The organism is Streptomyces sp. TP-A0356 (assembly GCF_001417775.1).
Classification (GTDB): Bacteria; Actinomycetota; Actinomycetes; order Streptomycetales; family Streptomycetaceae; genus Streptomyces.
Window position 1 is genome coordinate 1 of record NZ_BBZJ01000012.1, and the last position, 25529, is coordinate 25529.

Below are 25529 nucleotides of genomic sequence, written 5' to 3' on the forward strand. Positions count from 1 at the left end.
TCAGACAAGAGCAACGGTTCCAGCTTCGGGCCCCGACGGGGAACTGACGCACCAGCAGCAGAAGTCACATAACTACTAACGATCAACTACTGGCGCAGGACACTAGGTCGACGTTGACTGCGGCGCCAGACGCAGACTTCCCGGTCAGCTTCCACTGGACAACCCAGAAGTCCTCCCCAACACGCAGCGAGACAAGTTCGAACTTCAGGTCAGGGACCAGCTCAAACGTGCTGGCCACCGCCTCACGGATGGCTGCCCGCCCGTGCGCCGGAGTCTGGCCCGAGTGTAGGTGGAACACCGAGTCGACCGTGTGGAGTTCGGCGATCCGGTCAGGGTCGCGGGCCTCCCAACAAGCGTGATAACGGTCGAACAGGTCGCGGGTGGTAGCGGTCATTGCCTGACCTCCAGTCCATAGGAAAACAGCCATGTTGCATGCAACATCCCGATCAGTCCTAGGTCAAGAACTTCCGTGACGTGGAGCCGCCCGCGGCGACTCGGCGAGGTACTGGCCGTCAAACTCTCCTGGCAAACGGTCAAGATCTCATGTCAGATCTCGAACCGAGCATCCGGTGTGCCTGAGGCGTCGGATCACGAACCTGGCGCAGCCGGCCAATGCTGCCGCGCCACTGCCTGCCGTCTTCGGTCTCTCCCCAAAGGTCGGGTAGCTCGGATTCGTCTCTCCCGTCTCCTACAGAACTGGGCACGTTCGCCCGTACGCCGCTGGAGAGAGAAGTCCGTACGCCGACAGTCGTACATGCGGCGGGCGACTGCGACGCGCTCCTTGGGCCGGGTGACGAGCCAGCCGGTCGCAGTTGGAGTCGGGAGCCTGTGGCGGTGCTGGCTTAGTTCACGTTCAGCAGCAGCGTTTGTCGTTGAGTTTCAACAGCAGTTGGCGATCAGCGCGCTCGCAGATGTTCACGGTAAATGACGGCACTGTCGTCAGAGGGCGGGAAGCGAGCCTTTGTCCGGTTCGTCGTTGGGTGTAGATCAGGCGCCCTGAAACAATGCCGATTCACGCCCGTTGCTCGGGTTTGTCGTCGTGCGCTTCCGCGATGCCGTCGTGAAATGCCAGGGCAGCGGGGTGGGCGTCCGTCTCAGCCGGCCGTTGTGTGGCCTGGGTAGGGCGATCCGAGCCGAAGGCTGTCGTGAGCTGGTCGAGCAGGGGCGCTGCGGATGGGTGCGGGTCGCGACGCGGTGTGATCGTGTAGATGCGGCGGGACGGGGGATCAACGAGGGGGACTGTGGTGACGTCGGTCCGCAGTGCGCACGTCAGCACCCCGGGTATCAGGGCGATGGCGTGGCCCGTTGCGACCAGCGCCATCTTGCCCGGCAGATCGGCCGCGGTGAGGTCGATGCGGGCGGTGACTCCGGCGCGGGCAGCGTGCTGGCGCAGCAGCGCCGCCGAGCCGTCGTTGTCCTCGACCCAGGTCTGGTCGGCCAGCGCCTGGATGCGGACCGGGCCGCGCCCTGTCCGCGGGTGGGCGACGGGCAGGGCGACGACCATCTCGTCCATCCCCAGGAACCGTCGTTCGACACGCGGGTCGTTGGGTAGCCCTGGTGGTGCGTCGGTGACGACAGCGACGTCGAGGTCGCCGGCGATCAGGCGGTCGTGCAGTTCCGGGCTCAACCCGGGCAACAGGCTCCACCGGAGGGGTCCGGCCGTTTCCAGCAGGCGGCGGATCGCCGCGGGCACGATCCCGGCGGCTAGAGACGGCGTCGCGCCGACAGTCAGCAGCCGACTGGGCGTCCCGTCACGAATGTCCCGCACGGCACGCACGGCACGGTCGGCCTCGTTGAGCGCGACCAGGGCGTGGTGACGGAACACCTCGCCGGCAGGCGTCGGACGCACGCCGCGCACATGCCGCTGCACCAGCGGCACCCCGAGCTGGCGCTCCAGCCCGGCGATCTGCCGTGAGACGGCCGACTGCGTGTAACCAAGCTCGGCGGCCGCCGCCGACAGCGACCCGAGTCGGCACACCGTCACAAACGTCCGCCACGCAGTCAACTCCATGGCACAAGTGTGCCTGCCAGGTATGCGCATCCCGCATCGTCGCCCTGCGATATCTGCGCTTGTCGCAGATATCGCGATGCCCCCACGCTGGAATGCATGACCGCACCGCACACGATCGCCGTCCTCGGCCTGAGACGCATGGGCGCCGCGATCGCGACACGACTCGCCGACCACGACTGGGACGTCGTCGGTTGGTCCCGCTCCGGGCGCTCGGCAGGCGCTGTCGAGACGACCGGCGACCCGAACGACGCCGTGGCGAAGGCCGACCTCGTGCTCCTGGCGTTGTTCGACGGCCGGGCCTGCCAGCAGGTCGTCGACCACGTCCGCGACTCGCTGCGAACGGACACGATCGTGCTGAACACCAGCACCATCGCTCCGGCCGAGGCGGCGAGGCTGGCCCGGCAACTCGGCCCGTCCTACATCCACGCGCCCGTGCTCGGCTCCGTGCCGGCTGCCGCTGTCGGCGCCTTGGAGATTCTCGCCGCCGCCGACCGGGAGGCGCTGGAGCGAGTCCGCCCAGTTCTGGAAGCGCTTGGCACCGTGCGGCACGTAGAGGACGCCGCCACCGCGGCTGCGCTCAAGCTGGTCGCCAACAACAGCCTCGCAGGCGCCGTCCTCGCCCTGCGTGACTCACTGCGGCAAGCCGACGCCCTGGGCCTGCCCCGTGCCCAGGTGCTGGGCGTCCTCGAACTTGGTCAGCTCGGCGGGCTCGTCGCCCGCAAGAGAACCTTCCTCGCCGACCAGCCGACCGGCGCTGCCACGGCCACGGCCGAGTTCACGATCGGCGCCAAGGACATGGCACTGCTGGCTGCGGCGTCAAACACCCCCCTGCGCAGCGCAGCCGACCTGGTCGACACCCCTGTCGACCCGGAAGCCGATATCGCCGTTGCCGCAATGGTCCCCGCCGTGGGTGACGCCGTGCTCGAACCGCTACGCGCCTACATCCGCGGACACGCCACCGGCGACCCCGCCCACTTCCGCGACGCGTTCCTGCCAACTGCCCACGTCGAGGGACTCCGGGACGGAGCATTCGTCTCGTGGCGCCTGGACGAGTACTGCGCTCTGTTCACCGGCAGGCCAGCCCCGGACGAACCGATCCGCTCCCGTCGCATCGACGCCATCGATGTCCACGGCACCGTCGCAACCGCATCCATGACGCTCTGGCATGGCCCGGACACCTTTACCGACATCTTCCTGCTGACCCACGTCAACGGCAGCTGGCGCATCGCCAACAAGGTCTACCACCGAAACGCCTGAGCGGGCGGGAAGCGATCCGGTGTCCGATTCGTCGTTGCGTCGGGATCAGGTGAACCGGGGGCTGATTCGCCCGGTTCACCGCTGTCGCCATTGTCCGTCGTCGCGCGTTTCGGTGACGCCGCCCGGAACCGGCTGCAGGTAGTGGCCGGGCTGGTGGACTGCTGCGGTGAGCGAGCGTCGCGGCTACTACACCGACACCACGGACGAGCAGTGGGCGCTGATCGAGCCTGTGATCACGGCGTGGAAGGCGGCGCATCCCTCGGTCAGCGGCCACACCGGGCGCTACGCGATGCGCGCGATCGTCGACGCCCTGCTCTACCAGATTCGCTCCGGCTGCCAGTGGAGCCTGCATCCGGCGGGCTTCCCGCCCGCCTCGGCCGTGAAGTGTTACTTCTACCGGTGGCGTGACGAGGGCCTGGACCAGGTGATCCACGAGATTCTGCGTTGCCAGGTGCGCGAGCGCGCGGGCCGGGCGGAGGATCCGAGCCTGGTGGTGCTCGACACGCAGAGCCTGCACGCGGCGGTGAACATCCCGGCATCCACGACCGGCCTGGACGCGGCGAAGAAGGTCCCCGGCCGCAAGCGCGGGATCGCTGTGGACATCATAGGACTGGTCATCGCGGTGGTCGTGCTCGCCGCGAGCGTGCACGACAATCAGATCGGCACCGCGCTGCTCACGCGGGTCGCCTCGCGCACTGCCAGGGTGAGCAAGGCGCTGGTGGACCAGGGGTTCAAGAACACCGTGGTCGAGCACGGCGCGGCGCTCGGCATCGACGTCGAGATCGTCGAGCGCAACGCGCGCGAGGTCGGCTTCGCACCACAGCCGATCCGGTGGCGCGTCGAGCAGACCCTCGTCACGCTGATGCTGCAACGGCGCCTGGTGCGCGGCTACGAGGCGAACCCGCCCTCGTCCGAATCGCGCGTGTACTGGGCGATAACCGCCGTCATGGCCCGCCGTCTGACCGGCGCAGCGTCCCGGACCTGGCGTGGGCATAGCGGGATGCGCCGATGACAAGACCGATCCTGGAGAAGATCGCCGAGCGGGAGACTGCCGTGTCCGCCAAGGCCGAGCGGCTGCGCGCGGAGATCGCCCAGCTCGGCGATCGGCTGCGCGAGATCGAGCACGAACTCGCTGGGCTCGCCACTGCCCGCAAGATCATCCTTGCGCTCGATGGCGACGAGTCCGCGCCGGCACACCCCTCCCTGCCCGCCAATCCCGTACCAGCACATCCTGTCCACCCTCGCGGATGCCGAGACACCCCGGCGCGCCCGCGATCCGTGTCAGGCCCTGGACCTCGGCGGCCAGGCCAAGCACATCGAGGGCATGCGCGCCAAACTCAAACGAGTGATCGGCCTTCGACTGGTCACCGAGACCGAGCCCGGTCTGTTCACCCTGCGCCACCAATAACCCGACACCACGACGTCCATCGGCGAGCCTGTCCTCGACACAACGACGAATCGGACAACTACTCACGTTCCGACCTCTCAGTGAGAGGGGTCCGCGCCGATCACGGGGCGACCAGGGGCCTCGGGGGAATCAGGCACGGTAATCTCGGGCTATGCCCCAGACATCGGTGGCGCACTTCTACGACGAACTGGCCGACGACTACCACCTGATCTACGCAGACTGGGACGCGAGCATCCGTCGGCAGGGGGACGCCCTGGATGCCCTGATCGGCCAGGATCGTGCGGCGGTGCTCGACTGTTCCTGCGGCATCGGCACGCAGGCCATCGGTCTGGCGTTACGCGGGCACCGCGTCACCGGGAGCGACCTCAGCGCCCGCGCCGCCGCCCGCGCTGCCCGTGAGGCCGCCCGCCGGGGCCTGCGCCTGCGTACGGCCGTCGCCGACATGCGACGCCTCCCGTTTCCCGATGGCCAGTTCGACACCGTCGTCTGCGCCGACAATTCGCTGCCTCACCTTCTGACGGAGCCGGATGTGCACGCCGCCCTGGCCGATATGCGCCGTGTGCTGCGCCCCGCCGGCCTGCTGCTGGTCAGCACGCGTCCCTATGACGATCTGTTGAGCGACCGCCCGGCTGCGACGCCTCCACAAGTCCACCGGATCGCCGACTTCTCCGACTTCGCCGACGGCGGAGAACGAACCGTCACCTTCCAGCTCTGGCACTGGCACGACGACGGCGAGCGCTACGACTTGGAGCACTTCCAACTCCTTCCGGCAGGCGGACATTGGCGCGTCCAGGTCCGCCGGACCGCCTACTGGGCACTCGGCCGGGACCGGCTGGCCGGCCTCGCAGCCGAGGCCGGGTTTGTCGACCTCGGTTGGCGGATGCCGCAGGAGACTGGCTTCTTCCAGCCGCTGCTCGTGGCCCGCGCCGGCGAGTAGGTGATCTCTACCGCCCGGCGTAGGACGGCAGGTGTCAGCCGGCCTTGGCGGAATCCTCGGCCCGAGCCCAGGTGCTGGCGAGGCGTAGGAGTCGGTGCCGGTCTCGATGATCGTGCCGTTGAAGGTCAGGCGGTCGACGATGGCCGCGCAGAGACGGGGATCGGCGAACGTCATCGTCCCACCATCTGGGGCTGGCACTTGTTCCCTCACAAGAGTTGCTGCTGCCACCTGGCCGTTTCCTGTTCCTGGGGTCCTCGTTGCTTTTCGCGGTGGCACCCAGGTTTGCAAGGTGCTGCCTTGACCGTTTAGGTGCGAGGAAGGTGTGCCGGTGGCCGAGGCGAGACTCCAGGTCGTCGCGGGCGGGGCCGTCCCGCAAGAGCCCTTGGCGACGGACCCATGGCAGTCAGACCGCATGCGTCGACGCGTTCGTCGCCTCGTGGCGGGCCCGCGGGTTCAGCCCCGTGACCATCGACAACGACATCGGTCTGCTGGTAGCGAACCGCGGCCGCGCTGGGTCGGCCTGCCTGGGAGGTGACGGCGGAGGACATCGACCGCGTGGTCGGCGACCTGGCGGTGAACGGCCGGGCGACGTCAACCCGGCGCGAGTACGTGCAGATCTTCAAGGGCTTTCACCGGTTCCTGCAGGTCCGCAGGGCAGGCGAGATCGAGGCCGCGTTCGGTGTCCGCCTGGGCTGCCCGGTCGACGAGTTCAACGCTTCCCGGCATGTCCGTGGGTGCCGTGGACCTTGGCCCGCCGCAGCGGGACCCAGTCCGTGAAGGCGGCGTTCAGTTCCTCGACGGAGGAGAAGGCGCGTCCGGCCAGGACGCGGTCACGGACGATCAGGACCTGGCGCTCGACCCGGCCCTTCCCGGTGGGCCGGTAGGCGGCCAGGACGTCGGGGTCGAAGTCGTAGTGCCCGGCGAACGCAACTGCCTCCGGATGCAGTGGAACGGCTTCACCTGGGGGGACATGCCGGCGGACCAGGGTCTTGGTCCGGTCGTAGACGATTGGCATCGGGACACCTCCAATATGCGGGTCTCGACGTCAAGTCGCCGGCTGCGATTGAGAAGTTGTCCAGGACAATCTTGTTGACCGCGAAGCGCCAAGCTGGGGAGCCCATGGACGTTGTTGAGCACGAGCTGAAGCATCCCTGGGAAGGCGTTCTCGCCGCTCCCGCTCACGGCAGTGACGTCGGCGTCCTGGTCCTGGCCGGTTCCAGCGGACGCATCGAACGCGAACGAGCACGTATCCTCGCTCAGAAGGGCATCGCGGCTCTGTCCATCCGCTGGTTCGGCGGACCAGAGCAGTCTCCGGGAATCTGTGAGATCCCCCTGGAAACCTTCACCGCTGCGGTGGACTTCCTCACCACGAACGGGGCCCGAGGCATCGGAATCCTCGGTGTCTCCAAGGGGGCTGAAGCAGCTCTGCTCACGGCCGTGTACGACCCGCGCGTAGACGTTGTCATCGCACTGTCGCCCACCTCGCGAGTCTGGTGCAATGTGGGTCCGGGCCCCGATGGGGAACGGCGCCCGTATCGGTCTTCCTGGACCTGGCAGGGGCGCCCCTTGCCTTTTGTCCCGATGGATGACTCCTGGACCCCTGTCAACCATGGCAGCGGTCCGGCCGCCATCCGCGGTTGGTACGAACTCAGCGAGCGGAGCTTCGCTCACCTGGTCCCTCGGGCAGAGATCCCCGTCGACAAGGCCCGGGCCGACCTGTTGCTCGTCGCTGGCGGCGACGACGCGATGTGGCCTTCTCTCCGCTTCGCCGAACAACTGGCAGAACGCCGACGCTCGGCCGGGACCACCGCGCACCTCATCGCCCGCCGCGATGCTGGCCACCGACCGCGCTTTCCAGGCGAGAGCCCGGCGCTCGCCTCACCGCACTTTCTGTACGGAGGCACGCCCAGGGCTGACGCGCTCCTGGGAGAGGCTGCGTGGCCGCACATCCTCGACAAGCTCGCCAGAACAGCTCCCTCCAGTTACCGACCGCCCTCGGGAGGCTTCTCCGTCGAGCCGGCTGAGGAGTCCGTCGAAGCCACTGCCAGCCGCCCTCCGCCGATCCTCAACCGACGTCAGCAGGTTCCCGGCCACGGCCTCTCACCCGCATCAAGAACGGTGCACTCTCATGCGTACGAGGTGGTGCACGTTCACTTGTACGCCGACAACTGCGGGCGAGCCTACGGCACCACCTGTATCCACGAGCACAACTGCTTCTCTGAACTAGCGCTGGCGGGTAAGGATCACGTCTCGTCGGACTCGATTGCGGCGTTCAGCGCGCGTAGGGCGTCATCGTATTGGTGACGGTCGAACTGGAACGGACCGAATGCCTTGTAGTCGCGAGTCTTGCGATGGGGTTGCTCGAAGGAGTCCCAGATCACGAGGTCGGCTGTCATAGTGATGCGAGTCATGAGCGGCCAGCATCCCCACTCGCCGCATTCACAACCGAGAACGGGTGTCTTCGGCCCCATCGCGTTGGTGGACTGTCCGAGGAAGTGGTCCTGCATCGGGCCGAACCGGAAGAACTGCGGGATCAGACCACCGTAGGCATCGCCTGCGGGCTGCATCCCGGCAGCGATCTCGAAACTGTCGATCAGCTCGGTGAGTGGTGCTCCGTCGATGCGGGGGAGGATCACGAGCACGCCGCCGTCGCCACGTTGCTGGCAGTCGAACCGGATCTCATTGCTGGTCATCCACTGATTGTCTCAGCGCAGCTGTTCCCTCCTCCCGGATGGGTTCGGCTGGGGATATGCGTGGCATGCCGAGGTTGATCGCCGTGCCCGCCGCACCGCCGCCATCGACCTCGGCTTGCCCACCTTTCCCGATGTCGCGGGACGCCATGTCACCACCGACCACACCCCGGCCCCGGGGAACATCGGCGGATCCCAACAGACCATGACAAATCAAAGAGCGTCCCACCACTCGATCTTGAGCGACAGGCCCCGCCGAGCAGCGAGGTCAAAGCGGCTCGAAGCTCGGGTTGACCGGACCGATCTCGCCGCGCTCTGCCGCTTCGTTCAGATCTTCCGGCTCAAGGAACTCCAAGGCGTCCGGGTCGATGGCGTGATGCGGGTCCACGTCGCGCAGGGGCTTGACGAAGGAGAGAACGAAGTCAGTGAACGGTCCGTCGAAAACCTCGGGCTCGGTCCCATTGATGTTGGTGACAACCCTCCAGCGGTCCGACTCCCGGTCGCACGGCCAGAAGAAGTGCTCGTCGCCGGAGTAGTCGTATCCCCCGGAGATCAGGCCACCAAGTCGGGGTGAAACCGGAACGGATACTCGTCCGAGTCACGTCGCCACGACTGGCCGAACGACTCGTGGATCTTCCGCATCCTCATCCTCGTCAGCAGCGGACTGGAACCTCGCGGGTGGAAGACAACCAGCTCGCCGCAGAAGACGCCCGTGCCATAGGTGTCCAGGAATGCCTTGAAGTCGCTGGACAGCGCCGAGCCGAGGTAGTCCTCGACCTCAGCCCAGTCTTCCGGAGACGGTTCACGAGCCGGGGGCTGGCCGAACAACTCGAGAAGATCATCCAATCCCGCCATGCACCCCAACTCGCTTGATCGTCCGGTGCCGGCAGCAAACCTATTCCGACGCTGCTGCGGGCATCAAGCGCGGAGAGGGCCGGGGCCCGGTTCCGATGGGCAGAACGTCGATCGCAACGACGAGCGAGACGGATTCCCAAGCGGCGAAGCAGAGAAGGAACCGGGGTGAAGTGGTTGCGGTGGAAGTAGCCGATCTGTCCCTCGATCCCGCCCTTCTCGTGGGCGCCGTCGATGCCTGGCAGACAGCGCCACCATCGACCGTCACAAAATGATCACTACTTCTCCACGCCTCTCCCGCAGGTCGTACCCCAGGCACTACCGTCGTCGCCCCTGACTCGTCCTGGGGGGACAAATGGCTAACCCGTACATACCGCCGCCACCGCCTGCTCCGCCCGTCCGTCCGGCCCCGAAGTGGGCACGGAAACGGTACGTGCTGCCCGCGATCGGCTTTGCCTTCTTCCTCGGTATCGGCGCCGGCGGACAGAACGGCGACAGCGTCAAGACTGCGGCTGGTGAGCCGCAACCGACCGCAACCGTCACTGCAACGGCCACCGCGACAGCCACCGCGAAGCCTGCGCCGAGGCCGACTGTGACGAAGACGGTCCAGGTGAAGGTGACCGTCACTGCGCAGGCCGCCACCGACAGCAGCGGCAGCGGCAGCGGCAGCGGCAGCGGCAGCCAGAGCGCTTCGGGCACCTGCTCGATCGTCTCCAACTCGGGGAACTGCTACTCCGCCGGCGAGTTCTGCCGCAACAGGGACCACGGGGCAACAACCACGGACGCCAACGGTACGAGCATTACCTGCGCACCCAGCGGGAGCAGGTGGCGCTGGACCTACTCCTGAACCAGCGGCGAGAGACTGCACGGCCGCGGCTGGCCCCGGCCGCTCGTCGTAGCGGGGCGCCCGCCGAAGACGAGAAACACGACCAGCAGGGTCGATCGTCACGTCGGGGTCTTCCCAGTGGGCGTAGCCGGTGGCGGGGGGCCGACCCAGTATTTGATCAGGCGGAGAGGGCGGCCAGGTGGCCCTCGGCCGGAATGCCGCGCCAGAATTCGAGAGCTGCAGCAGGTCGGGGACGACCCGGGCGAGGTCTTCGGCCCCGGTACTGGTGGGCTCGCGTATTCAACCATCGCCAGTTCCTGGTTCTGACTGGCGCGTTACTGATCTCTTCGGATTGGTGTCGGCTGGTGGGTGAGTTTGAGTCCGGTGCCGGCCAGGCAGCCGTCGATCAGGTCGGGGCGGAGCTGGATGTGTCGTAGTCCCCGCCGGAGGGTGCGTTCGAGGTGGTCGTCGTCCGTGAAGGCGGTATTGGCCATTGGGCCGCGCCGTAACAGCGACCAGACGCCCTCGACCGGGTTCAAGTCCGGGGCGTATGAGGGCAATTGCATGATGATGAGCCAGTCGTGTGCGGCCGCGTAATCGCGCATTCCGGACGCCCGGTGGGTGTTGAGATTGTCCCAGATGACGACGATCGGGGCCTGGAGCTGGATGTGGGCGCGGACGACGAGGTCGCGGTAGTCGCTCCAGGCGAAGGTGTCGCGTCCTTTGCCCTTGCGCTTACGGTGTCGCCGCGTCCGATAGATGAGCCGGGAGGTCTCGCCGGGCTTGTAGCAGCACAACGCGGCGATCGACCAGCGGCGCCAGGAGCGGCCGCGCACCCGCACCACCGGTGTGTGTCCACGCCGGCCCCAGGTGCGGGCGCGTGGCGGCGTCATCGAGAATCCCGCCTCGTCCTCGAAGACGATGTACGCGCCCAGCACCGCCGCAGTCATTCCGCCTGCGGCCACACATCCTTCTTCCACAAGCCCACCGTCTGCTCGTCGCGCTCCAGGGCCCGGCGGGCGGGACACTGCCAGGACCAGCCGTGCCGGTGCAGCAGCCGCCACACCGCCGATGACGAGCAATCGAGTGAGAACTTCCAAGCGATCAACGCTCTGATCCGAGCCAGGGTCCACCGCTGGTCCTCCCAGCCATGCACAGCCGGTCCCAGCGCCAACTCCTTCTCCAGCTCGCCGAACTGGTCGTCGGACAGCTTGGGCAGTTTCGGTGGCCCCGCGGAAGCGAGCGCGGCTGTCCCGCCCTCCCGCCAGGCGCGGCGCCAGCGTTCCACCGACCGCACGCTCACCCGCAGATCCCTCGCGATCACCGCGGCTCTCTCACCGCGGCCGAACCGCTCGCCCGCCTCGTACCGGATCCGCTCACGAAACCGCCGCCGCTCCGCGGTCAGTCCACCACCCTGCGCGTACCGCATACCACCGGCCTACCGCAGGGATCACCACACGTCACCACCCCCGACACCAATCCGAAGAGATCAGTAGTTACGTTGGGTGGCCCCGACGGTGCATCGGCGGGGAGCGGGGCTCGACGCCGCGAGCGTGCTGCATAGGATCTTGGGCACGGCATCGCGTGTCGGTCACCGGCTGGGTGAGGCATGGAGGTGCCGTGAAGTGCCTTGCGGAGGCATTCAAACATGTCAGTCGAGTTGAATCACACCATCATTCATGCGCAGGACAACCGGGAGTCCGCTGAGTTCCTGGCGCACATCCTGGGCCTTGAGATCAGGACCGAGTGGGGCCCGTTCATTCCGGTCGCCACCAGCAACGGGGTCACCCGGGACTTCGCTGCCATCCCGGCCGAGTCGATCATCATGCAGCACCACGCGTTCCTGATCTCGGACGAGGAGTTCGACGCGGTCTTCGCGAGGATCCAGCAGGCGGCTATCACGTACTATGCCGATCCGCATATGAAGCAGCCGGGTGAGATCAACCACCACCACGGCGGGCGCGGCCTGTACTTCATGGACCCGGCCGGGCACGGCATGGAGATCATCACTCGTCCCTACGGCAGTCACGTGCAGCAGCCGACGGCGTCGTAAGGCGGTAGGCCGGCCAGGGCTGGTCGCCCTGGCCGGCGCTTTAGAACTGCTAACAGAATGATCTCTGAGGCGGTTGGATAGCTCCGGTCCTGGTGATCTGGGGGTGGGGAGTGGCGCGTCCGAAGCCGTGGGAAGTCGACGATGAGCTGTGGGCAGTGATCGAGCCACTGCTGCCCAGGGTCGAGCGTCGAACCCGGCACCCCGGGCGCAAGCGGCACCCCGACCGGATGGTGTTCCAGGGCATCCTGTTCATCCTGCACACTGGGATCGCCTGGGAACACCTGCCGCAAGAACTGGGCTTCGGCTCAGGCATGACCTGCTGGCGGCGCCTAGCCGAGTGGACCAAGGCCGGGGTGTGGCCTCGGCTGCACGGGGTCCTCCTCAGCAACCTCCGCAGCGCGAACGTCCTGGACTTCTCCCGGGCGGCCGTCGACGGCTCTCACATCCGGGCGTTAAAGGGGGAGCCAAGACCGGACGAAGCCCCGTCGATCGGGGCAGGACGGGCAGCAAGCACCACTTGATCACCGACGCCACCGGCATTCCGCTCGCCGCTCCCTTGACCGGCGGCAACCGCAACGACGTCACCCAGCTGATCCCACTGCTTCAGGCGGTGCAACCCGTGCGAGGCAAGCGCGGCCGGCCCCGGCACCGCCCGGACGTGGTGCTGGCCGACCGCGGCTACGACCACGACAAGTACCGTCGGCTGGTGTGGGATCTTGGCGCGAAGCCGCTGATCGCCCGCCGCGGCACCGAGCACGGTTCCGGCCTGGGCAGCCACCGTTGGGTCGTCGAGCGCGCGTTCGCTCACCTGCACTGGTTCCGCCGCCTGCGGATCCGCTGGGAGATCCGCGACGACATCCACGAAGCATTCCTCACCCTCGGATGCGCACTGATCTGCCGGCGACGCCTGAACGCAGCTGTCGCCCGCTAGTTTTTCTGCAGGGTGCGGGTGACACCCGCGATGACGGCGGTCGTCAGCACCCAGCCGAAGGCGATCAGCAGGTAGGCCAGCCACTGGAGGCTGTCGTTCGACCAGTACCAGCTCGTGCGCTGACCCAGACCCCCGATGGGGATCAAGAGGTCGAGTGTGTAGACGAGGGGCTGGAAGGGGGCGCCTTGACCTCGTTGGACCGGGTTGGGGGAGTCAGTGCCGAAGGCCACTGTGCCCAGCAGGATCAGCGCGAGGAGCCAGACGCCGGCCAGCCAGGGGCGGTAGCCGTATCCGACGGTCACGTCGAGGAGATGGCCCCATGCGCGGGCTGCAGGGGACAGTGTGCGGCGCCTGTGGCGTTGTTTGGCGAGGAGGACGCGGCGGGCGTCGTCGTCGTGCCCGGCCTTGCGGTACCAGGCCGCCAACTGCTCGTACGGTTGTGGGTTGTAGCCCGGGCTGCTGCGTATCCATGCCACGCGTCGGGCCACCGACTCCCGGTCGCCCACGGCCTCGTGGCGCTCGTCGTTCGCGTTCGCCGTCTTGATGGAGCCGTAGACGAAGCCGTCCAGCTCCACCCTGTCCGGCCAGCTGTGCTCGTTCTCGTGGAGGTACGACACCTGGGCGCCCCGCAGGTCGAGGGTGCCGGACGGGGGTCGGGCGAGGGTGAGATCGAGGTCGACGGCTTGCAGATGCATGGCGATCAGGGCCGGGGCGCTTCCGTCGTCGGTGGGCGGGCCGTTCAGCACGGCTCCGTCGAAGGTCACGTTGTCCCTGACCTGGGTTCCGCGCAGCCGTACCGTGCCGTTTGCGGTGAATCCCTCGGAGAACTTGAGCGACGAGGCTATGGCGTTGTCGAGGGTGAGGGCCACGCCGCGTGGGCCGGGTCCTTCCAGGCGGGCGCCATGCATGACCAGAGTGCCCGGCAACCGCGCCCCCATCAGCCGGACTTCCCCGATTGCGACGAATCCGTTTCGGCAGAAGACGCCCCCTTCCATGGCCAGGCCACCGGCCGACAGGGCCCACCCGTCGGGTGCGATCAACTCGGCCCCGTTGAGGAGAAGTGCGCCACTCACCCGGGCGTCGGTGAGCGACAGGGCGGTGCTCACGCGGTTGAAGGGTGTGGGGGCGCCGCCCTCCACCACAGAGTGCCGCAGGGAGAAGTTGCCTTCGACACGGGCCGAATCGGCCTCGATGCCGGGTATCCGGCTGCCGGTGAACACAAGGGTCTGCGTCGACGCGCCGAGGAGATTCACCGCCTCCTCGAACCAGCATGCCTCCAGCCAGAGGGCATGTGCGATCTGCGCGCCCGCCAGGTCCAGGCGTCCGGAGATCCGTGCCCCTGTGAGCCTCAGACGCGCCACCGCGCCCGGTTGCCCGGTGTTCGCGCCCAGCAACAACGCGGCGATCACCGCCGCCCGCACAGTCCGCTCAGGTCCCCACCGTCCGCCGTCGGCGACCCGGTCCTCCTCCGGCGTACCCGTACGCAGGTCCACCCTCCGCCCCTCGGGGAACGCATCCCACAGCTCACGCTCAGGTGAAGTCAACTCATCGTAGGAAAGCACTCATGCAGAGTAGTGATCTTCCTTCGTGCTCGCCTGGCCCCACCACGCCCGGATCGGGGGGAAGCTCATTCTGTTAGGAGTTCTTAGAGCGGATGCGCAGTCGGCGAAAGCCGTGGCCGTCAGCGACAACGTAGTGCTTGCTGCCCGGACGTGCGCGGTCGACCGGGCTGGGACCGCTTTTGGGCCCCGCCGGGCCGCCCTGACGCGGGAGGAGTCGATCACCGCCCGCGACCAGTGAAGCTTCTTCGCCGAGCGCAGTTTCCGTAGCAGCACGAGGTCCAGTTCGTGCCACACGTCGGCCTCGTTCCACTGCGCCAGGCGCCGCCGGCAGGTCATGCCCGAGCCGAAGCCCAGCTCCTGCGGCAGATACTCCCACTGGATACCGGTGTGCAGCCCTGGCCGCCATGCGCCTGCCGCCCGGCGTGATCCTGGACGGCGAGGCCGTGGTGTACGTCGCCGACGATGGCACCGCGCGGATCAGCTTCGAGGCGGCGCAGTCCCGCGCGCTGTCCAGCCCCCGTCGTGCAAGGGAGCTCGCCGAACGGCACCTCGCGACGTACGTGGTCTCTGACGTCCTCGCCCATCCTTCGGCGGCTTCCCCGACCTGCGGCCGCGTCCGTACACCGAGCGCCGCCGGGTCCTCCTGGACATGCTCGCTGACGTCGGTCCGCCGATCGTTCCGGTGTGGTCGACCACTGACCTGGACGAGGCCCTGCTCTGGTACACGGGAGTCGAAGGCACGGGCGCGGACACCACGGCGCTTGCCGCCGCCGTCGCACCGCGCCTACTCCCCCAGCCGGGGCGCGCGTTCGCGAAGGCCGGCGACTCCTACACGCCCGCCGGGGGCGACGCCGTGGTGGAGGTCGTGGCAGGTTCAACCCGGTACGCGGTCGTCACCGTGGTTGGGCCGCGCTGACCTCCGGCAGGACTTCGAGCGGCTCCGTGGAGGGGGTAATCGAGCTAGCGCAGGCCCCGGTAGCAGCACAGCCGTAGGCGGGGCTCGCCCGCGCCCTGGGAGGCTGCCGTGCTGTCCGGACAACGACGGGTCACGTTCGAATTTCAGGCCATAGGGTGATCTCCCGCCGTCCCTCTGCTGCCTGGAGGACTGCATCACGACACCCCTCATGACCAGCCGCCGCCCAGTCGTGATGATGTCCGTGAACTCGTACCGGCCCTGCCGGTCGCTCAGTTACCGGAGGCGTCATGACTCAGGCCGCCCGGTGGGGGCGCCGGCGCCCGCAGTTCCGCTCCGGCGAAGGGACAAACGTGTCCGGGCCTGGTACCGGCGTGTGGCCTGCCCGAGCTGCAACGCGGCCATCGGCCGCGCCTTGGCGACGATGCCACCCTCGACCGGCTTGATGACGCGGCCCGTGGTGCTCTGGTCCTCGCGCGCGGGCCCGAAGGGAGCGTTGATTTCGACCACAGGTCAATCCCAACGTCGATCCGAGGAGAAGTGCAGCATCGCGATCGCCTCCCACGAGGCTTTCCCAGATGGATGGAGCGGGACCTTCACCGACCCGCGGCTCTGCGCGGCGATCGTGGACGGCTTCCCTTCAACTCAACGCCGCCCTCATCGAAACCGGCACCGAGTCCTGCCGCCTGGCCCGATCCATAGCCAAAAGGACGGCCAGGCACGCTGACCATCGCTGCCTCGCAGATGAACGGGCTCGCCAGGTCCTACAGGTCTGCCAGCGCATGATCCGGCAAGTAGGGTGAAACACCCCTCTCAGTCGAGCCCGGTGGCCGCCGCGTGCAGTTCGTGGAGCGCCTGGCGCGCGAGTTCCGTGAAGGTCTGCTCGTTGGCTGGATCGCTCCAGCGGGCGAAGGCGCCAGAGAAGGCGCGGACGCCGAGGTCGGCGGCGAGACTCGCGGTCGGATCCGGTACGTCGCGCTTGCGGAGTGCGTCCGCCATGGCCGCGGCGAGGCGGGCGCGCTTGAACGCGTCGCGCTCCTGCAGCTCACTGTTGCCGGCGATGACCGCTCGCAGCCGGGGCCCGAAGTCACGCTGCCCGGGCGTGAAGGTGGCGGTGGCGGCGTCGAGGGCGGCGGCGACCGCCTGGAGCGGCGTGGCGGCGGGCGGCGCGGTGTCGATCCCGTCCGCGAGGAGTCGAGCGTGCGTGTCCTGACCGGCGAACAGCACCTCCCGCTTGTCGGGGAAGTGCCGGAAGAAGGTGGTCTTGGTCAGTCCGGCTCGCTCGGCGATCTGGGCGACCGTGGTGTTGTCGTACCCCTGCTCGGTGAACAGCTCCAGTGCGGCGCGCACCAGTCGCTCCCGCGCGTTCGGTTCCCATCGGCCCATGGGCACAGCCTATGTGATGTGACTCGGTACCGTCACTCCTGCTATGGTGACGGTACTGAGTCACATCACTTCGCCCCGCCCGGCGGGGCGGCTCATCCACGGGAGACTCACCATGCGTGTCTTCGTCACCGGCGCCAGCGGCCACATCGGCTCGGCCGTCATCCCCGAACTGCTCCAGGCCGGGCACGAGGTCGTCGGCCTGGCCCGGTCCGAGACGTCGGCCGCCGCGGTGAAGGCCCTGGGCGCCGAGGTGCGCCGCGGCGACCTGGAGGACCTGGACGGCCTGCGCGAGGCCGCCGCCGAGGCGGACGCGGTCATCCACCTCGCGTTCAACCACGACGCCATCGCCGCCGGCAAGTTCGCCGAAGCGGCGGCCGCCGACCTGGCCGTGGTGCGGGCCCTGGGCGACGCGCTGGCCGGCACGGGCAAGACCCTCATCGGCATCGGCATGACACACACCGGCGATCCGGAACGCGACGCGGCGATCGACGCCAACCCGCGGTCCGCCGTCGCGCGCGCGATCGCCGGGTTCACCGAACACGACGTGCGGACCCTGCTCGTCGCGATCCCGCCGGTCACGCACAGCACGGGGGACAAGACCGGCTTCATCCCGACGCTGATCAAGATCGCCCGTGACACGGGCGTGTCCGGCTACGTCGGCGACGGCGCCCACCGCTGGCCCGCCGGCCACGTCCTGGACATCGCCCGACTCTTCCGGCTGGCGCTCGAGAAGGCCCCTGCCGGATCGCAGCTGTACGCCGCGACCGAAGAGGGCATCACGGTGCGCGAGATCGCCGAGACCATCGGCCGCCACTTGGACGTCCCCGCCGAGAGCATCCCTGCCGAGCAGGCCGCGGACCACTTCAAGTCCTTCCCGTTCATGACGCTCGACATCACGATGCCCAACACGCAGACCCGGCAGCTGCTGGACTGGGAGCCGGTCCACCCCGGGCTCATCGCCGACCTCGAGGACGGCCACTACTTCACCGCACAATGATCCCTGCTCCTTCGCACTGTTGCCCGACCCGATGGCGAACGTGACCTGCTGGAGAGGCAGGTCGGCTCCGGCGGCGAGGGCGCCGAGCAGCGGACGGCCCGGCCGGCGGAGCTGAACAACCGTGGCAACGAGGCAAATCCAAGGGGCGAGCCCCTTCCGGCCTGGCCGTGACGACCGCGAACCGGACACGCATAGGCCGCGCAAGCCGCCCGGCGCGAGGGGTAGACCCAGCAACAGCCGGACGCCCCACCAACCGCGGACCCTCTCGCACCCCGGCACGACGACGCACTGACCGGAACCCGGCTGACCACGTGGCGCGTTGGACAGTCAGCCCACGAGTGAGGAGCGACCGCATGGCAGCCAAACTGGACGAGATCACACGCGCTTGGCTTCGGGAACCCAGGTTCTGGCAGGTGGCCACCCTGAACCCGGACGGTTCACCGCAGCTGACACCGATGTGGGCTGACCTGGAGGACGGCTTGATCGTGATCAACACCTCGGCCGGCCGCGTCAAGGAGGAGAACCTGCGGCGTGACCCCCGGGTGTCCCTGTGCTGTATGGACACGGAGAATCCGTACCACCGGGTCGAGATCCGGGGCCACGCCGTCCGTTTCGTGGTGGGAGAGCCAGCCGTACGCATCATGGACCGGCTCGCGCAGAAGTACCTCCGCACGGAGACGTTTCCCTGGCTGATCCCCGGCGAGGTACGAGTGGCGGTCTACATCGAGCCGCACCACATCCACCGTGTCGTCGGCGTTGAGAAGTTCCGGCCCGGCGTACTGCCCGACGCATGAGGCCACCCGAAACACCCGGACCAGCGGTCGCTGCAGCAGCGAACTCCCGCCCGGCCAGCGTCACCATCCACGGCGCGGACATCGGCCGGTGACTCGCTCGGCAGCACCAGCACGACGTGCGGGCGAAGCATGCCCCACAGTGACGTCAGGGTGCCTAGGGCGGCGCGTGGATGGTGGGCCGGGAGGTAGGGGTGCAGATGGTGGTGAGCAGGGAGTGCAGCGTGCGGGTGCCCTTGAACCGGCCGTACTCCGCACTCGCGCCGTTCTCCGCCCCGGTCAGCTTCACCTTCTTCCACTCCCGGCGTGAAGCCCCGCACCGTTCGGCCAGCCGCATCACCGGGACCAGCCCGGCATGCGCGATGAGATTCGGGACATCGAACGGGCACAATCCTGCCAGGGTGTGGGAACTTGCATCTCAGAAGTGCCTTGCCGATCGTGCGTGCTGGAAGCCTGAAACTCCCATCACCGCAGTTGACAAGGCACTTCCTCGTTTCCCCGGGCGTTATCCACAACGGACCGGTCGGTGGATCGAGGCTACGCTGCTACCGCAGACGCACCGAATGAGACGTCATCTCATTCGCGGCACCAGTACAAGATGGCGTCCCAGGTCTTGGGGCCGACGATGCCGTCGACGTGCAGCTTGCAGTGTTCTTGGGTGGCCACGACTGCGTTGTACGTTCTACGGCCGAAGGTCCCGTCGACTGTGACGGCGAGTTTGCCCTGCAGGTATTCCACGCAGCTGCCAGTACTGCCCAGCTCCAGGATTTCGGTGGGCAGGCCGTGGGCCCAGTGGCACCCCAGCGCCGCGGAGGACGTCGGCGTGACCGCATCGGCCGAGCCGGCGACGACGAGCTGCGCGGCGCCGGCCAGAACTGCGGCCACGAGCGCTTGCAGTACGCGTGGGGGCTTTCGTGCCGGTCGCATGGAGATACTCCGATCGGTTGGGACGGACGTGGCTGTCGTTGACGGGACGAGCAATTGACGCCCGGCCGGGCCACCGGCGGGGGCCCGAGCGTCTGGCCGGGCGCCGTCCTTGCTGGACTGCTGCCGATGCGGTGGCGGCTCAGCTGTTGGTGAGCTTGAAGCCGACGACCTCGACCGTGCCGTAGGTCCTCGACCAGTCGATGCAGTTGCCAGCGGTGAACTGGTCGCCGATCTCTACGCCGTCGACGATGTAGTTGACGTACCCCGAGTAGGCGCCGGCGCAGATTCCGTATGAGGTCCAGGTCGGCGAGAAGGACTTGAAGCCGGTGTAGTGGAAGCAAGCGGGGAAACCGTGGTATTTGGTCCAGATCCGGAAGTAGTTGGTGTGATTGCCACAGGTCACCGGGGCTACCGAGGCCTCCGAGGCGGACTGGTCGGCCGGGACGGCTCCTGCTTGGGCGGTGGCGGCGGTGGCGCACAGGAGTGCGGCGCCGAGGAATGCGCCGAGCCCGTGGGCGACGCGGCGGAGCGGCATTGCAGTGTTCATGATGTCTCCTTGAACCCAAGAGAGATAGGCGCGGTCGAAGAGACCGCACACAGGCGGGGCGGGGGGTGATCGGAGGCGGCCGATGCAATTCCCGCCAAAGTGGGTTGCGATGATGCGGCAGGCGGTCGTCGACGACGCGAGCGGCCGTGAGGAGCATGATCTGCGCCGGGGCAGTCAGCTCGCGATTCTGAGCCGTTGAAGCAACTGACACACGGATTCGCTCGGGTCCACGCCGGTGCAGCTGCTGGCGTGACAGTTGATGGCCGTGGTCACGCGAGAAGCTGTGACCGCTTCGGCGGGTGCCCGGCAGATCAGTACTCCCAGGCGGGGTGGCCGTAGCCCCAGATCAGGTGGCTGGTGCGGGGGTACTTCAGCCGCTTGACCTGGTCGGATCGGTTGCCCTCGACGGTGTAGACGTAGGTGTCGTCGTAGGACGTCACGATCCCGATGTGGTCCTCGCCGTCGTGCCCGTTCAGGTCGAAGAAGATCACGCAGCCTTCCCGCGGCCCGCCCCCGGTGGCCCCGCGACGGTAGAACCGGTTGTGGTTCTTGAACCACTTGAGGTGGTCGGGGACGTACTTGTGCTTGCCGCCGATGGCCCCCAGCTGGCCGACCTCGTGAAAGACCCAGCTGACGAAGATGTCACACCACTCCTGGCCGTCGGCCCCGTACCACCTGCCGTACTTGGTGTGGTTGGTTCCGCTCTCCCGGTATCCGACCTCCCGCTTGGCGATTCGGGCGACCTTCACCGAGGGCGCGTTCGGATCCATCGGTGCGACGGCGTCCAGCACGGCCAGTTCGGCCGGCGACAGCTCCTGGCTGGGGTCGACCCGCTTGGTCACATCAGTGAGTGCGTGTGTCTGAACCGGGGATGCGAGAGAACGTTCCCGCGGGCTCATGGAGTCGGTCATGATCACTCCTTGGTGCTGTCTGTGCGCCACCGCATGCGATTGCTCATACAGGACGGGTGACGGGCCGGACGCCGGGGCGTAGATGGCCGCCGTCGCCTGCCGAGTCGCCGTCGGGCGCCCGCCGAACACCAGGTTCCGGGCCCACTGGTTGTTGCGCAGGCCCCTGTCGCGGCATGAAACAAACACCCACAGACGCGTTGGTGGCGAGGGCCGGCTTCCCCGTGCCAGTGAACGGATCGCGTTGACTGTGGCGCCGGGATGGGGCTTCCGGCCTCCGCTCTGCAATACGCACAAGGACAGGCCAGCGTGACGCATGCCCATCGAGGCGAGCACATCTGTCAGCCAACCAAGCGTCGCCTCGGCGTCGGGAGCGCTGGGCGGAGGCGACGACGACGGCGATGTCTGGGAGATCCCGTCAGGCGCGGCATGGCTGAGCGTAGGGAAGTTCCCGTACGTAGTCCCGCCATTGCACCGGGGTGAGTAGACCCGCGGTGCTGGCGCAGATCCGCCGGATCGCCTGGCCGAGCCCGAGGGGCGTGAACTCAATCGTGCCATCCGGTCCCGCTGTGGCCAGGAGCTGCCCGTCCGGGCGGTACGCGGCCGTCTCTATCGCTGCGGTGTGTCCTGCGGTGAGCGGCCTGCCCCAGGGAACCGGTCGAGCAGGGTCGGTCAGATCCCATAGCCGGACGCTGCGGTCCTCGCCGGCGGAGGCCAGCGTGTGGCCGTCCGGGCTGAAGCCCACCCAGGTCACCGGACCGGTGTGCCCGGTCAGCGAGCCGCCGACGGGCGAGGCCTGCGCGGGGGCGCTGACGTTCCACAGGCGTACGTCGTGCCCGACGCCGGCAGTGGCCAGCAGCCGTCCGTCAGAGCTGAAGGCGCCCCACAAGGTGCCGCCCGTGTCGCCGGTGCGAATGTCCGGCAGGGCCCTGGGGCGGACCGGGTCGCGGATGTCCCACAGGCGGACCTTGTCGTCCTCGCTCGTACTGGCCAGGGTATGACCGTCCGGGCTGACGCCCGCCCAGTGGACATTGCTGATGTGGCCGGTCAGCGGGCTGCCCAGGGCGGCGGGGCGTGCGGGATCGATGACGTTCCACAGCCGGAGACTGTGCTTGGGGCCGCCTGTGACCAGTACATGCCCGTCAGGAGTGAAGGCCAGCACGCCGTCGGCCTGGTCGGCGCCGCCGGTGTGGATCAGGCCGACCTGCCGGGGGCGGTCCGGTGCGGAGACGTCCCACAGCCACACGGTGCCGTCACCGTCGGCGCTCGCGAGTAAGCGGCCCCGCGGCTGGAACGCCCCCCGGATGGCGAGGTGCTGACCGGGCAACTCACTCAACTGCCTGCCGCCCGCCGTATCGCGGACGTCCCACAGCCGTACCCTTCCGGCGCTCGCGCTGGCCAGTACACGGCCGTCTGGGCTGAACGCGATACTGGTGACGCTGCCGAGATGGCCGGCCAGGACGGCGCGCGGCAGATGCCACAGACGTACGGTGTGGTCGTCGCTCGCACTGGCCAGCGACCGTCCATCGGGGCTGAACGCCAGCCAGTTGACGAATCCGGCGTGGCCGATCAACGGCTGCCCGAGGGCCGCCGGATGCCGCGGGTCGGAGACGTCCCACAGCCGCACGGTATGCTCCGCCCCGGCTGTGGCAAGTGTCCGGCCGTCCGGTGAGAACGCCACCGCGAGCAGGGTGTCGGTGTGACCGGTCAGCGGCTGGCCCAGCGGATTGGCGTGCGCCGGGTCGGACACGTCCCACAGCCGCACTCTGTAGTCGTTGCCCACGCTGGCCATGAGCTTGCTGTCCGGGCGGAAAGCGACCGCGTAGACGACGTCCGGGTTGCTCAGCGGCTTCGACCACAGCTGCGGACGGGTCCGGTCGGTGACGTTCCACAGACGGATCAGGTGATCGTGGCCGGGGGCCGCCACCGTCCGGCCGTCCGGGCTGAAGGCGGCCGAGGCGACGGCGTCGCTCGCCCCGGTGAGCGGGGGGCCAAGGGCCTTGGCGCGCGCCGGGTCGGAGACGTCCCACAACCGTACGGTGTGGTCTTGGCTGGCGGTGGCCAGGGTGCGCCCGTCGCGGCTGAACGACACGGAGAAGACATAGTCGCGGTGCCCGGTCAGCGGCCTGCCCAGGGCCTTGGGATGCGCCGGGTCGCGGACGTCCCACAGCCGCGCCGTATGATCCCGGCTCGCGCTGGCCAGGGTGTGACCGTCCGGGGAGAACTGCAGCCAGTACACCCAGTTGGTGTGCCCGGTCAGTGGCCTGCCGAGCGGGACGGGGTGCGCTGGGTCGGCCAGGCTCCACAGCCGGATGGTGTCGTCACCGGCCCCGGTCGCGAGGGTGTGCCCGTCCGGGGAGAACGCCACCGCGTACACTGCCTGGGAATGGCCGGACAGTACGGAGGACAGCGCGATGTTCTGCGTGTCCAGCAGGCCCGCGGCGGCTTCATGGTCCGACCGCAGCCGGTGCGCCGCCACATACATCCGCGCCGCCAGCGACGGATCGGTCGCATTCAGCTGACCCGCCTCGGCCACCACCTGCTCGGCCACTGCGCGGTCACGGCCGGCGCGGGCCAGCGAGCGCTGCTGGAAGGCGATGACAGCGGCCGTCGACGCGACCAGGAGAAGGGCGGACACCGCGGCCAGCAGCGCCCGGATACGCCGAGCGGTGCGAGCCGCCGCCCGCCGCTCCTGCTCGCGGGCGGCGACGCTGGCGTCGAGGAACGCGGCCTCGCCCGGCGTGAGCTCCGCGCGATACCCGGTGAGGTACTCCTCGGCCGTGGCGAGGCGAGTGCCGCGGTACAAGGCCCCGGGGTCCCGGTCGAGCGCGTCCCAGGCGCGGGCGGCCTCGGTGAGCTGGCGGTGCACACGAAGGCGTTCGCGGGCGCCGTCGACCCAGGACTGCAGTCGCGGCCACGCGGTGATCAGTGCTTCGTGCGCCAGGTGCATCATGTCGCCGTCGAGTGTGAGCAGCCGTGCGCGGACCAGTTGTTCCAGTACCGAGGCCGTGTCGGCGCGCTGGCCGGTGGCGCTCAGCGCCCGCAGTTCGGCGTGCTCGGCGGGACGGCTGGTGTCCTGGGCCCCTTCACCGGGCATGATCAGTCGCAGCAGGATACGCCGGGCGACCTCAGCCTGCTCCGGCGCGAGGCGGGTGTACAGCTCTTCGGCGGTGTGGGTGAGGGCGCCGTGGACACCGCCTGCAGTCTCGTAGGCGGCCAAGGTGAGGGTGCGGCCTCTGCGGCGGCGCCAGGTCTCCAGCAGAGCGTGGGACATGAGCGGCAGTCCGCCGGGTTCCTCGGCGACGTCTTCGATGATCCTCGCCGTCAACGTGCGCTCGACGATCAGCCCTGCGGCCGCGGCGGGTTTGACGATCGCGTCGCGCAGTTCGGCCGGTCCCATGGGGCCGAGGAGGAAGGTGGCGTCGGTGAGGGCGGCGGCGAGCGGGCGATGGTCGGCGCAGCGGCTGAGGAAGTCCGCCCGTACCGCGATCACCACCCGCAGCCGCCTCTTCGGTTCCACCGCGCTCACCAGCAGGTCGAGGAATGCCGCACGCTCGGCCGGGTCCGAGCAGAGGGTGAAGAGCTCCTCGAACTGGTCGACCACGACCAGTGTGTCACCGGCTTCCTGACTTGCCGTCAACGCAGGCGAGTGGGTGGACGCCGGGTGCGGCCCCGGGGTGAGGATCCGTATTGCTGCCAGCCGGCACCCAGATGACTGCTGGGCTTGGAGGGACGGGAGGAGCCCCGCGCGCAGGAGGGAGGACTTGCCGCTGCCGGACGCGCCCACCACCGCGACCATGCGGCAGTCCCGCACCCGGTCGGTCAGTTGGGCCACGAGTTGGTCGCGCCCGAAGAACAGATGCCGATCGCTGGGTTCGAAGCGGGCCAGTCCTCGGTACGGGGCGTCCGTGTCATCGGCGTCCTCCGGTTCGACGGCCACTTCCCGAGTCACCGCCCGCCAGCGCGGCTCCCACTCCTCGGGATCCGCACCGCATGCCCGCACATAGGCCAGTACCACCTCCAGCGACGGCAGTTGGCCACCTGCGGCCGCCCTCGACAAGGTGGCGACCGAATAGCCCGTGCGCTGGGCCATGGCCCGGTAGGTCAGGCCTCCGGCCTCCTGGCGCAGCTTTCGCAGTGCGAACGCGAAGTGCTGGACCGGCCCGGCCGCCGGATCCAGCGGTCCCTCACGACGCCCCATCCCGTCCCCCGTGGTCAACGCGAGCAGTGAGGGACAACAGTGGCACCGTCCTCGTCGCCGTCGCATCTCTGAACAGCATGTTTCAGCCGATCGGCGCCTACGGCCGACCTGCAGCGACGTTTGTTGCACTCGGCGATGCGGGGTGCGCAACAACGGGCCGACCCAGAAACATGTGACGGGACGACAGCCGGCAGGTCGACGGTGAGTGCTGCCGTACACGGCCGGGGCCGTGGCCGCGTCCACCGCTCACAAGAGGACCGTCGTCCCCGGCGTGCTGACGGGAGGGCGGGCGAACCGCTCCGCCGTGGCGGCGCCATGGGGGCGGGGCCCGT

General features: G+C 68.5%; 24 protein-coding genes and 4 pseudogenes. 12 read left to right on the forward strand and 16 right to left on the reverse strand.

All coding sequences use genetic code 11. The features are described from left to right. Positions 1-82 precede the first annotated feature (82 nt). Both ASC56_RS00085 and ASC56_RS00090 read right to left on the reverse strand, forming a co-directional pair. Complete coding sequence (locus tag ASC56_RS00085; protein WP_079102187.1) at positions 83-394, reverse strand: nuclear transport factor 2 family protein; 312 nt, start codon at positions 392-394, stop codon at positions 83-85. Between the two features lie 618 nt (positions 395-1012). Continuing rightward, positions 1013-2011 carry a LysR family transcriptional regulator gene (locus ASC56_RS00090; RefSeq protein ID WP_079102188.1) on the reverse strand — a complete coding sequence of 333 codons (999 nt, stop codon included), beginning with the start codon at positions 2009-2011 and terminating at the stop codon, positions 1013-1015. A 96-nt stretch (positions 2012-2107) separates the two neighbouring features. Between ASC56_RS00090 and ASC56_RS00095 the strand changes: the two genes are divergently transcribed. From ASC56_RS00095 to ASC56_RS00110, 4 genes are all read left to right on the forward strand, one after another. Beyond that, positions 2108-3268, forward strand: a complete 1161-nt coding sequence (locus ASC56_RS00095; RefSeq protein WP_055489040.1) for a nuclear transport factor 2 family protein — start codon at positions 2108-2110, stop codon at positions 3266-3268. A 166-nt stretch (positions 3269-3434) separates the two neighbouring features. Beyond that, positions 3435-4280: an IS5 family transposase gene (locus ASC56_RS00100; RefSeq protein ID WP_055489041.1), complete on the forward strand. Its 846-nt coding sequence runs from the start codon at positions 3435-3437 to the stop codon at positions 4278-4280. A 159-nt stretch (positions 4281-4439) separates the two neighbouring features. Further along, positions 4440-4676 carry a hypothetical protein gene (locus tag ASC56_RS37365; RefSeq protein WP_055489042.1) on the forward strand — a complete coding sequence of 79 codons (237 nt, stop codon included), beginning with the start codon at positions 4440-4442 and terminating at the stop codon, positions 4674-4676. A gap of 151 nt (positions 4677-4827) precedes the next feature. Continuing rightward, positions 4828-5613 carry a class I SAM-dependent methyltransferase gene (locus ASC56_RS00110; RefSeq protein ID WP_055489043.1) on the forward strand — a complete coding sequence of 262 codons (786 nt, stop codon included), beginning with the start codon at positions 4828-4830 and terminating at the stop codon, positions 5611-5613. 34 nt (positions 5614-5647) lie between these two features. On the opposite strand, the pseudogene ASC56_RS37370 reads toward ASC56_RS00110, so the two are convergent. Both ASC56_RS37370 and ASC56_RS00115 read right to left on the reverse strand, forming a co-directional pair. Then, positions 5648-5796, reverse strand: a pseudogene (locus ASC56_RS37370) (AAA family ATPase); the annotation flags it as partial. 544 nt (positions 5797-6340) lie between these two features. Then, positions 6341-6646, reverse strand: a pseudogene (locus ASC56_RS00115) (IS21 family transposase); the annotation flags it as partial. Positions 6647-6732: 86 nt separating this feature from the next. Between ASC56_RS00115 and ASC56_RS37380 the strand changes: the two are divergent. After that, positions 6733-7917, forward strand: a complete 1185-nt coding sequence (locus tag ASC56_RS37380) for an acyl-CoA thioester hydrolase/BAAT C-terminal domain-containing protein (RefSeq protein WP_079102189.1) — start codon at positions 6733-6735, stop codon at positions 7915-7917. Here the strand turns inward: ASC56_RS37380 and ASC56_RS00120 are convergent. After that, complete coding sequence (locus ASC56_RS00120; protein ID WP_055489045.1) at positions 7857-8306, reverse strand: hypothetical protein; 450 nt, start codon at positions 8304-8306, stop codon at positions 7857-7859. The genes ASC56_RS37380 and ASC56_RS00120 overlap by 61 nt on opposite strands. Before the next feature lie 549 nt (positions 8307-8855). Next, entirely contained in the window at positions 8856-9149 is a 294-nt protein-coding gene (locus tag ASC56_RS41490; protein ID WP_234376783.1) for an SMI1/KNR4 family protein, read from the reverse strand. A gap of 361 nt (positions 9150-9510) precedes the next feature. On the opposite strand from ASC56_RS41490, the gene ASC56_RS00130 reads away from it, so the two are divergent. Then, positions 9511-10002 carry a hypothetical protein gene (locus tag ASC56_RS00130; RefSeq protein ID WP_055489047.1) on the forward strand — a complete coding sequence of 164 codons (492 nt, stop codon included), beginning with the start codon at positions 9511-9513 and terminating at the stop codon, positions 10000-10002. A 314-nt stretch (positions 10003-10316) separates the two neighbouring features. On the opposite strand, the gene ASC56_RS00135 is transcribed toward ASC56_RS00130, so the two are convergent. Together ASC56_RS00135 and ASC56_RS00140 are read right to left on the reverse strand one after the other, a co-directional pair. Beyond that, entirely contained in the window at positions 10317-10874 is a 558-nt protein-coding gene (locus ASC56_RS00135; protein WP_055489584.1) for a transposase, read from the reverse strand. Positions 10875-10927: 53 nt separating this feature from the next. Next, on the reverse strand, positions 10928-11410 hold the full coding sequence (locus tag ASC56_RS00140; RefSeq protein ID WP_055489048.1) for a winged helix-turn-helix domain-containing protein: 483 nt from the start codon (positions 11408-11410) through the stop codon (positions 10928-10930). 219 nt (positions 11411-11629) lie between these two features. Between ASC56_RS00140 and ASC56_RS00145 the strand changes: the two genes are divergently transcribed. Together ASC56_RS00145 and ASC56_RS37390 are read left to right on the forward strand one after the other, a co-directional pair. Next, entirely contained in the window at positions 11630-12034 is a 405-nt protein-coding gene (locus ASC56_RS00145; protein WP_055489049.1) for a VOC family protein, read from the forward strand. Between the two features lie 110 nt (positions 12035-12144). After that, positions 12145-12965, forward strand: a protein-coding gene (locus ASC56_RS37390) for an IS5 family transposase (RefSeq protein ID WP_107309141.1) whose coding sequence is annotated in 2 segments (ribosomal slippage) — positions 12145-12487 and positions 12487-12965 — 822 coding nt in all. Because the reading frame shifts where the segments join, the coding sequence is not laid out codon by codon here. On the opposite strand, the gene ASC56_RS00160 is transcribed toward ASC56_RS37390, so the two are convergent. Beyond that, on the reverse strand, positions 12962-14527 hold the full coding sequence (locus tag ASC56_RS00160; RefSeq protein WP_055489051.1) for a hypothetical protein: 1566 nt from the start codon (positions 14525-14527) through the stop codon (positions 12962-12964). The genes ASC56_RS37390 and ASC56_RS00160 overlap by 4 nt on opposite strands. Positions 14528-14636: 109 nt before the next feature. Next, positions 14637-14989 (reverse strand): annotated as a pseudogene (locus tag ASC56_RS41495) (transposase); the annotation flags it as partial. A 187-nt stretch (positions 14990-15176) separates the two neighbouring features. On the opposite strand from ASC56_RS41495, the gene ASC56_RS00170 reads away from it, so the two are divergent. Together ASC56_RS00170 and ASC56_RS41500 are read left to right on the forward strand one after the other, a co-directional pair. After that, the gene (locus ASC56_RS00170; RefSeq protein ID WP_055489053.1) at positions 15177-15443 is read left to right on the forward strand and encodes a hypothetical protein; all 267 of its coding nucleotides are present in this window, start codon (positions 15177-15179) and stop codon (positions 15441-15443) included. Positions 15444-15972: 529 nt separating this feature from the next. Then, positions 15973-16147: pseudogene (locus ASC56_RS41500) on the forward strand (AAA family ATPase); the annotation flags it as partial. A 106-nt stretch (positions 16148-16253) separates the two neighbouring features. On the opposite strand, the gene ASC56_RS00180 reads toward ASC56_RS41500, so the two are convergent. Continuing rightward, positions 16254-16826 carry a TetR/AcrR family transcriptional regulator gene (locus ASC56_RS00180; protein WP_055489586.1) on the reverse strand — a complete coding sequence of 191 codons (573 nt, stop codon included), beginning with the start codon at positions 16824-16826 and terminating at the stop codon, positions 16254-16256. A 112-nt stretch (positions 16827-16938) separates the two neighbouring features. Between ASC56_RS00180 and ASC56_RS00185 the strand changes: the two genes are divergently transcribed. Next, positions 16939-17823: an SDR family oxidoreductase gene (locus tag ASC56_RS00185; protein WP_055489055.1), complete on the forward strand. Its 885-nt coding sequence runs from the start codon at positions 16939-16941 to the stop codon at positions 17821-17823. Positions 17824-18176: 353 nt separating this feature from the next. Next, positions 18177-18617, forward strand: a complete 441-nt coding sequence (locus ASC56_RS00190; protein WP_055489056.1) for a PPOX class F420-dependent oxidoreductase — start codon at positions 18177-18179, stop codon at positions 18615-18617. 154 nt (positions 18618-18771) lie between these two features. Here ASC56_RS00190 and ASC56_RS00195 read toward each other — a convergent pair whose 3' ends face one another. The 5 genes from ASC56_RS00195 to ASC56_RS00215 all read right to left on the reverse strand — a co-directional run bounded on the left by ASC56_RS00195 (position 18772) and on the right by ASC56_RS00215 (position 25197). After that, positions 18772-19005, reverse strand: a complete 234-nt coding sequence (locus tag ASC56_RS00195; RefSeq protein WP_055489057.1) for a hypothetical protein — start codon at positions 19003-19005, stop codon at positions 18772-18774. A gap of 185 nt (positions 19006-19190) precedes the next feature. Continuing rightward, positions 19191-19499, reverse strand: coding sequence for a peptidoglycan-binding protein (locus ASC56_RS00200; RefSeq protein WP_055489058.1), 309 nt, complete (start codon positions 19497-19499; stop codon positions 19191-19193). Positions 19500-19680: 181 nt separating this feature from the next. Then, the gene (locus ASC56_RS00205; protein WP_159039574.1) at positions 19681-20088 is read right to left on the reverse strand and encodes a hypothetical protein; all 408 of its coding nucleotides are present in this window, start codon (positions 20086-20088) and stop codon (positions 19681-19683) included. Positions 20089-20399: 311 nt separating this feature from the next. Beyond that, positions 20400-20999 (reverse strand): CHAP domain-containing protein, encoded by a 600-nt coding sequence (locus tag ASC56_RS40435; protein WP_055489060.1) that lies wholly within the window; start codon positions 20997-20999, stop codon positions 20400-20402. Between the two features lie 415 nt (positions 21000-21414). Next, on the reverse strand, positions 21415-25197 hold the full coding sequence (locus tag ASC56_RS00215; protein WP_055489061.1) for a helix-turn-helix domain-containing protein: 3783 nt from the start codon (positions 25195-25197) through the stop codon (positions 21415-21417). Between the last annotated feature and the right edge of the window lie 332 nt (positions 25198-25529).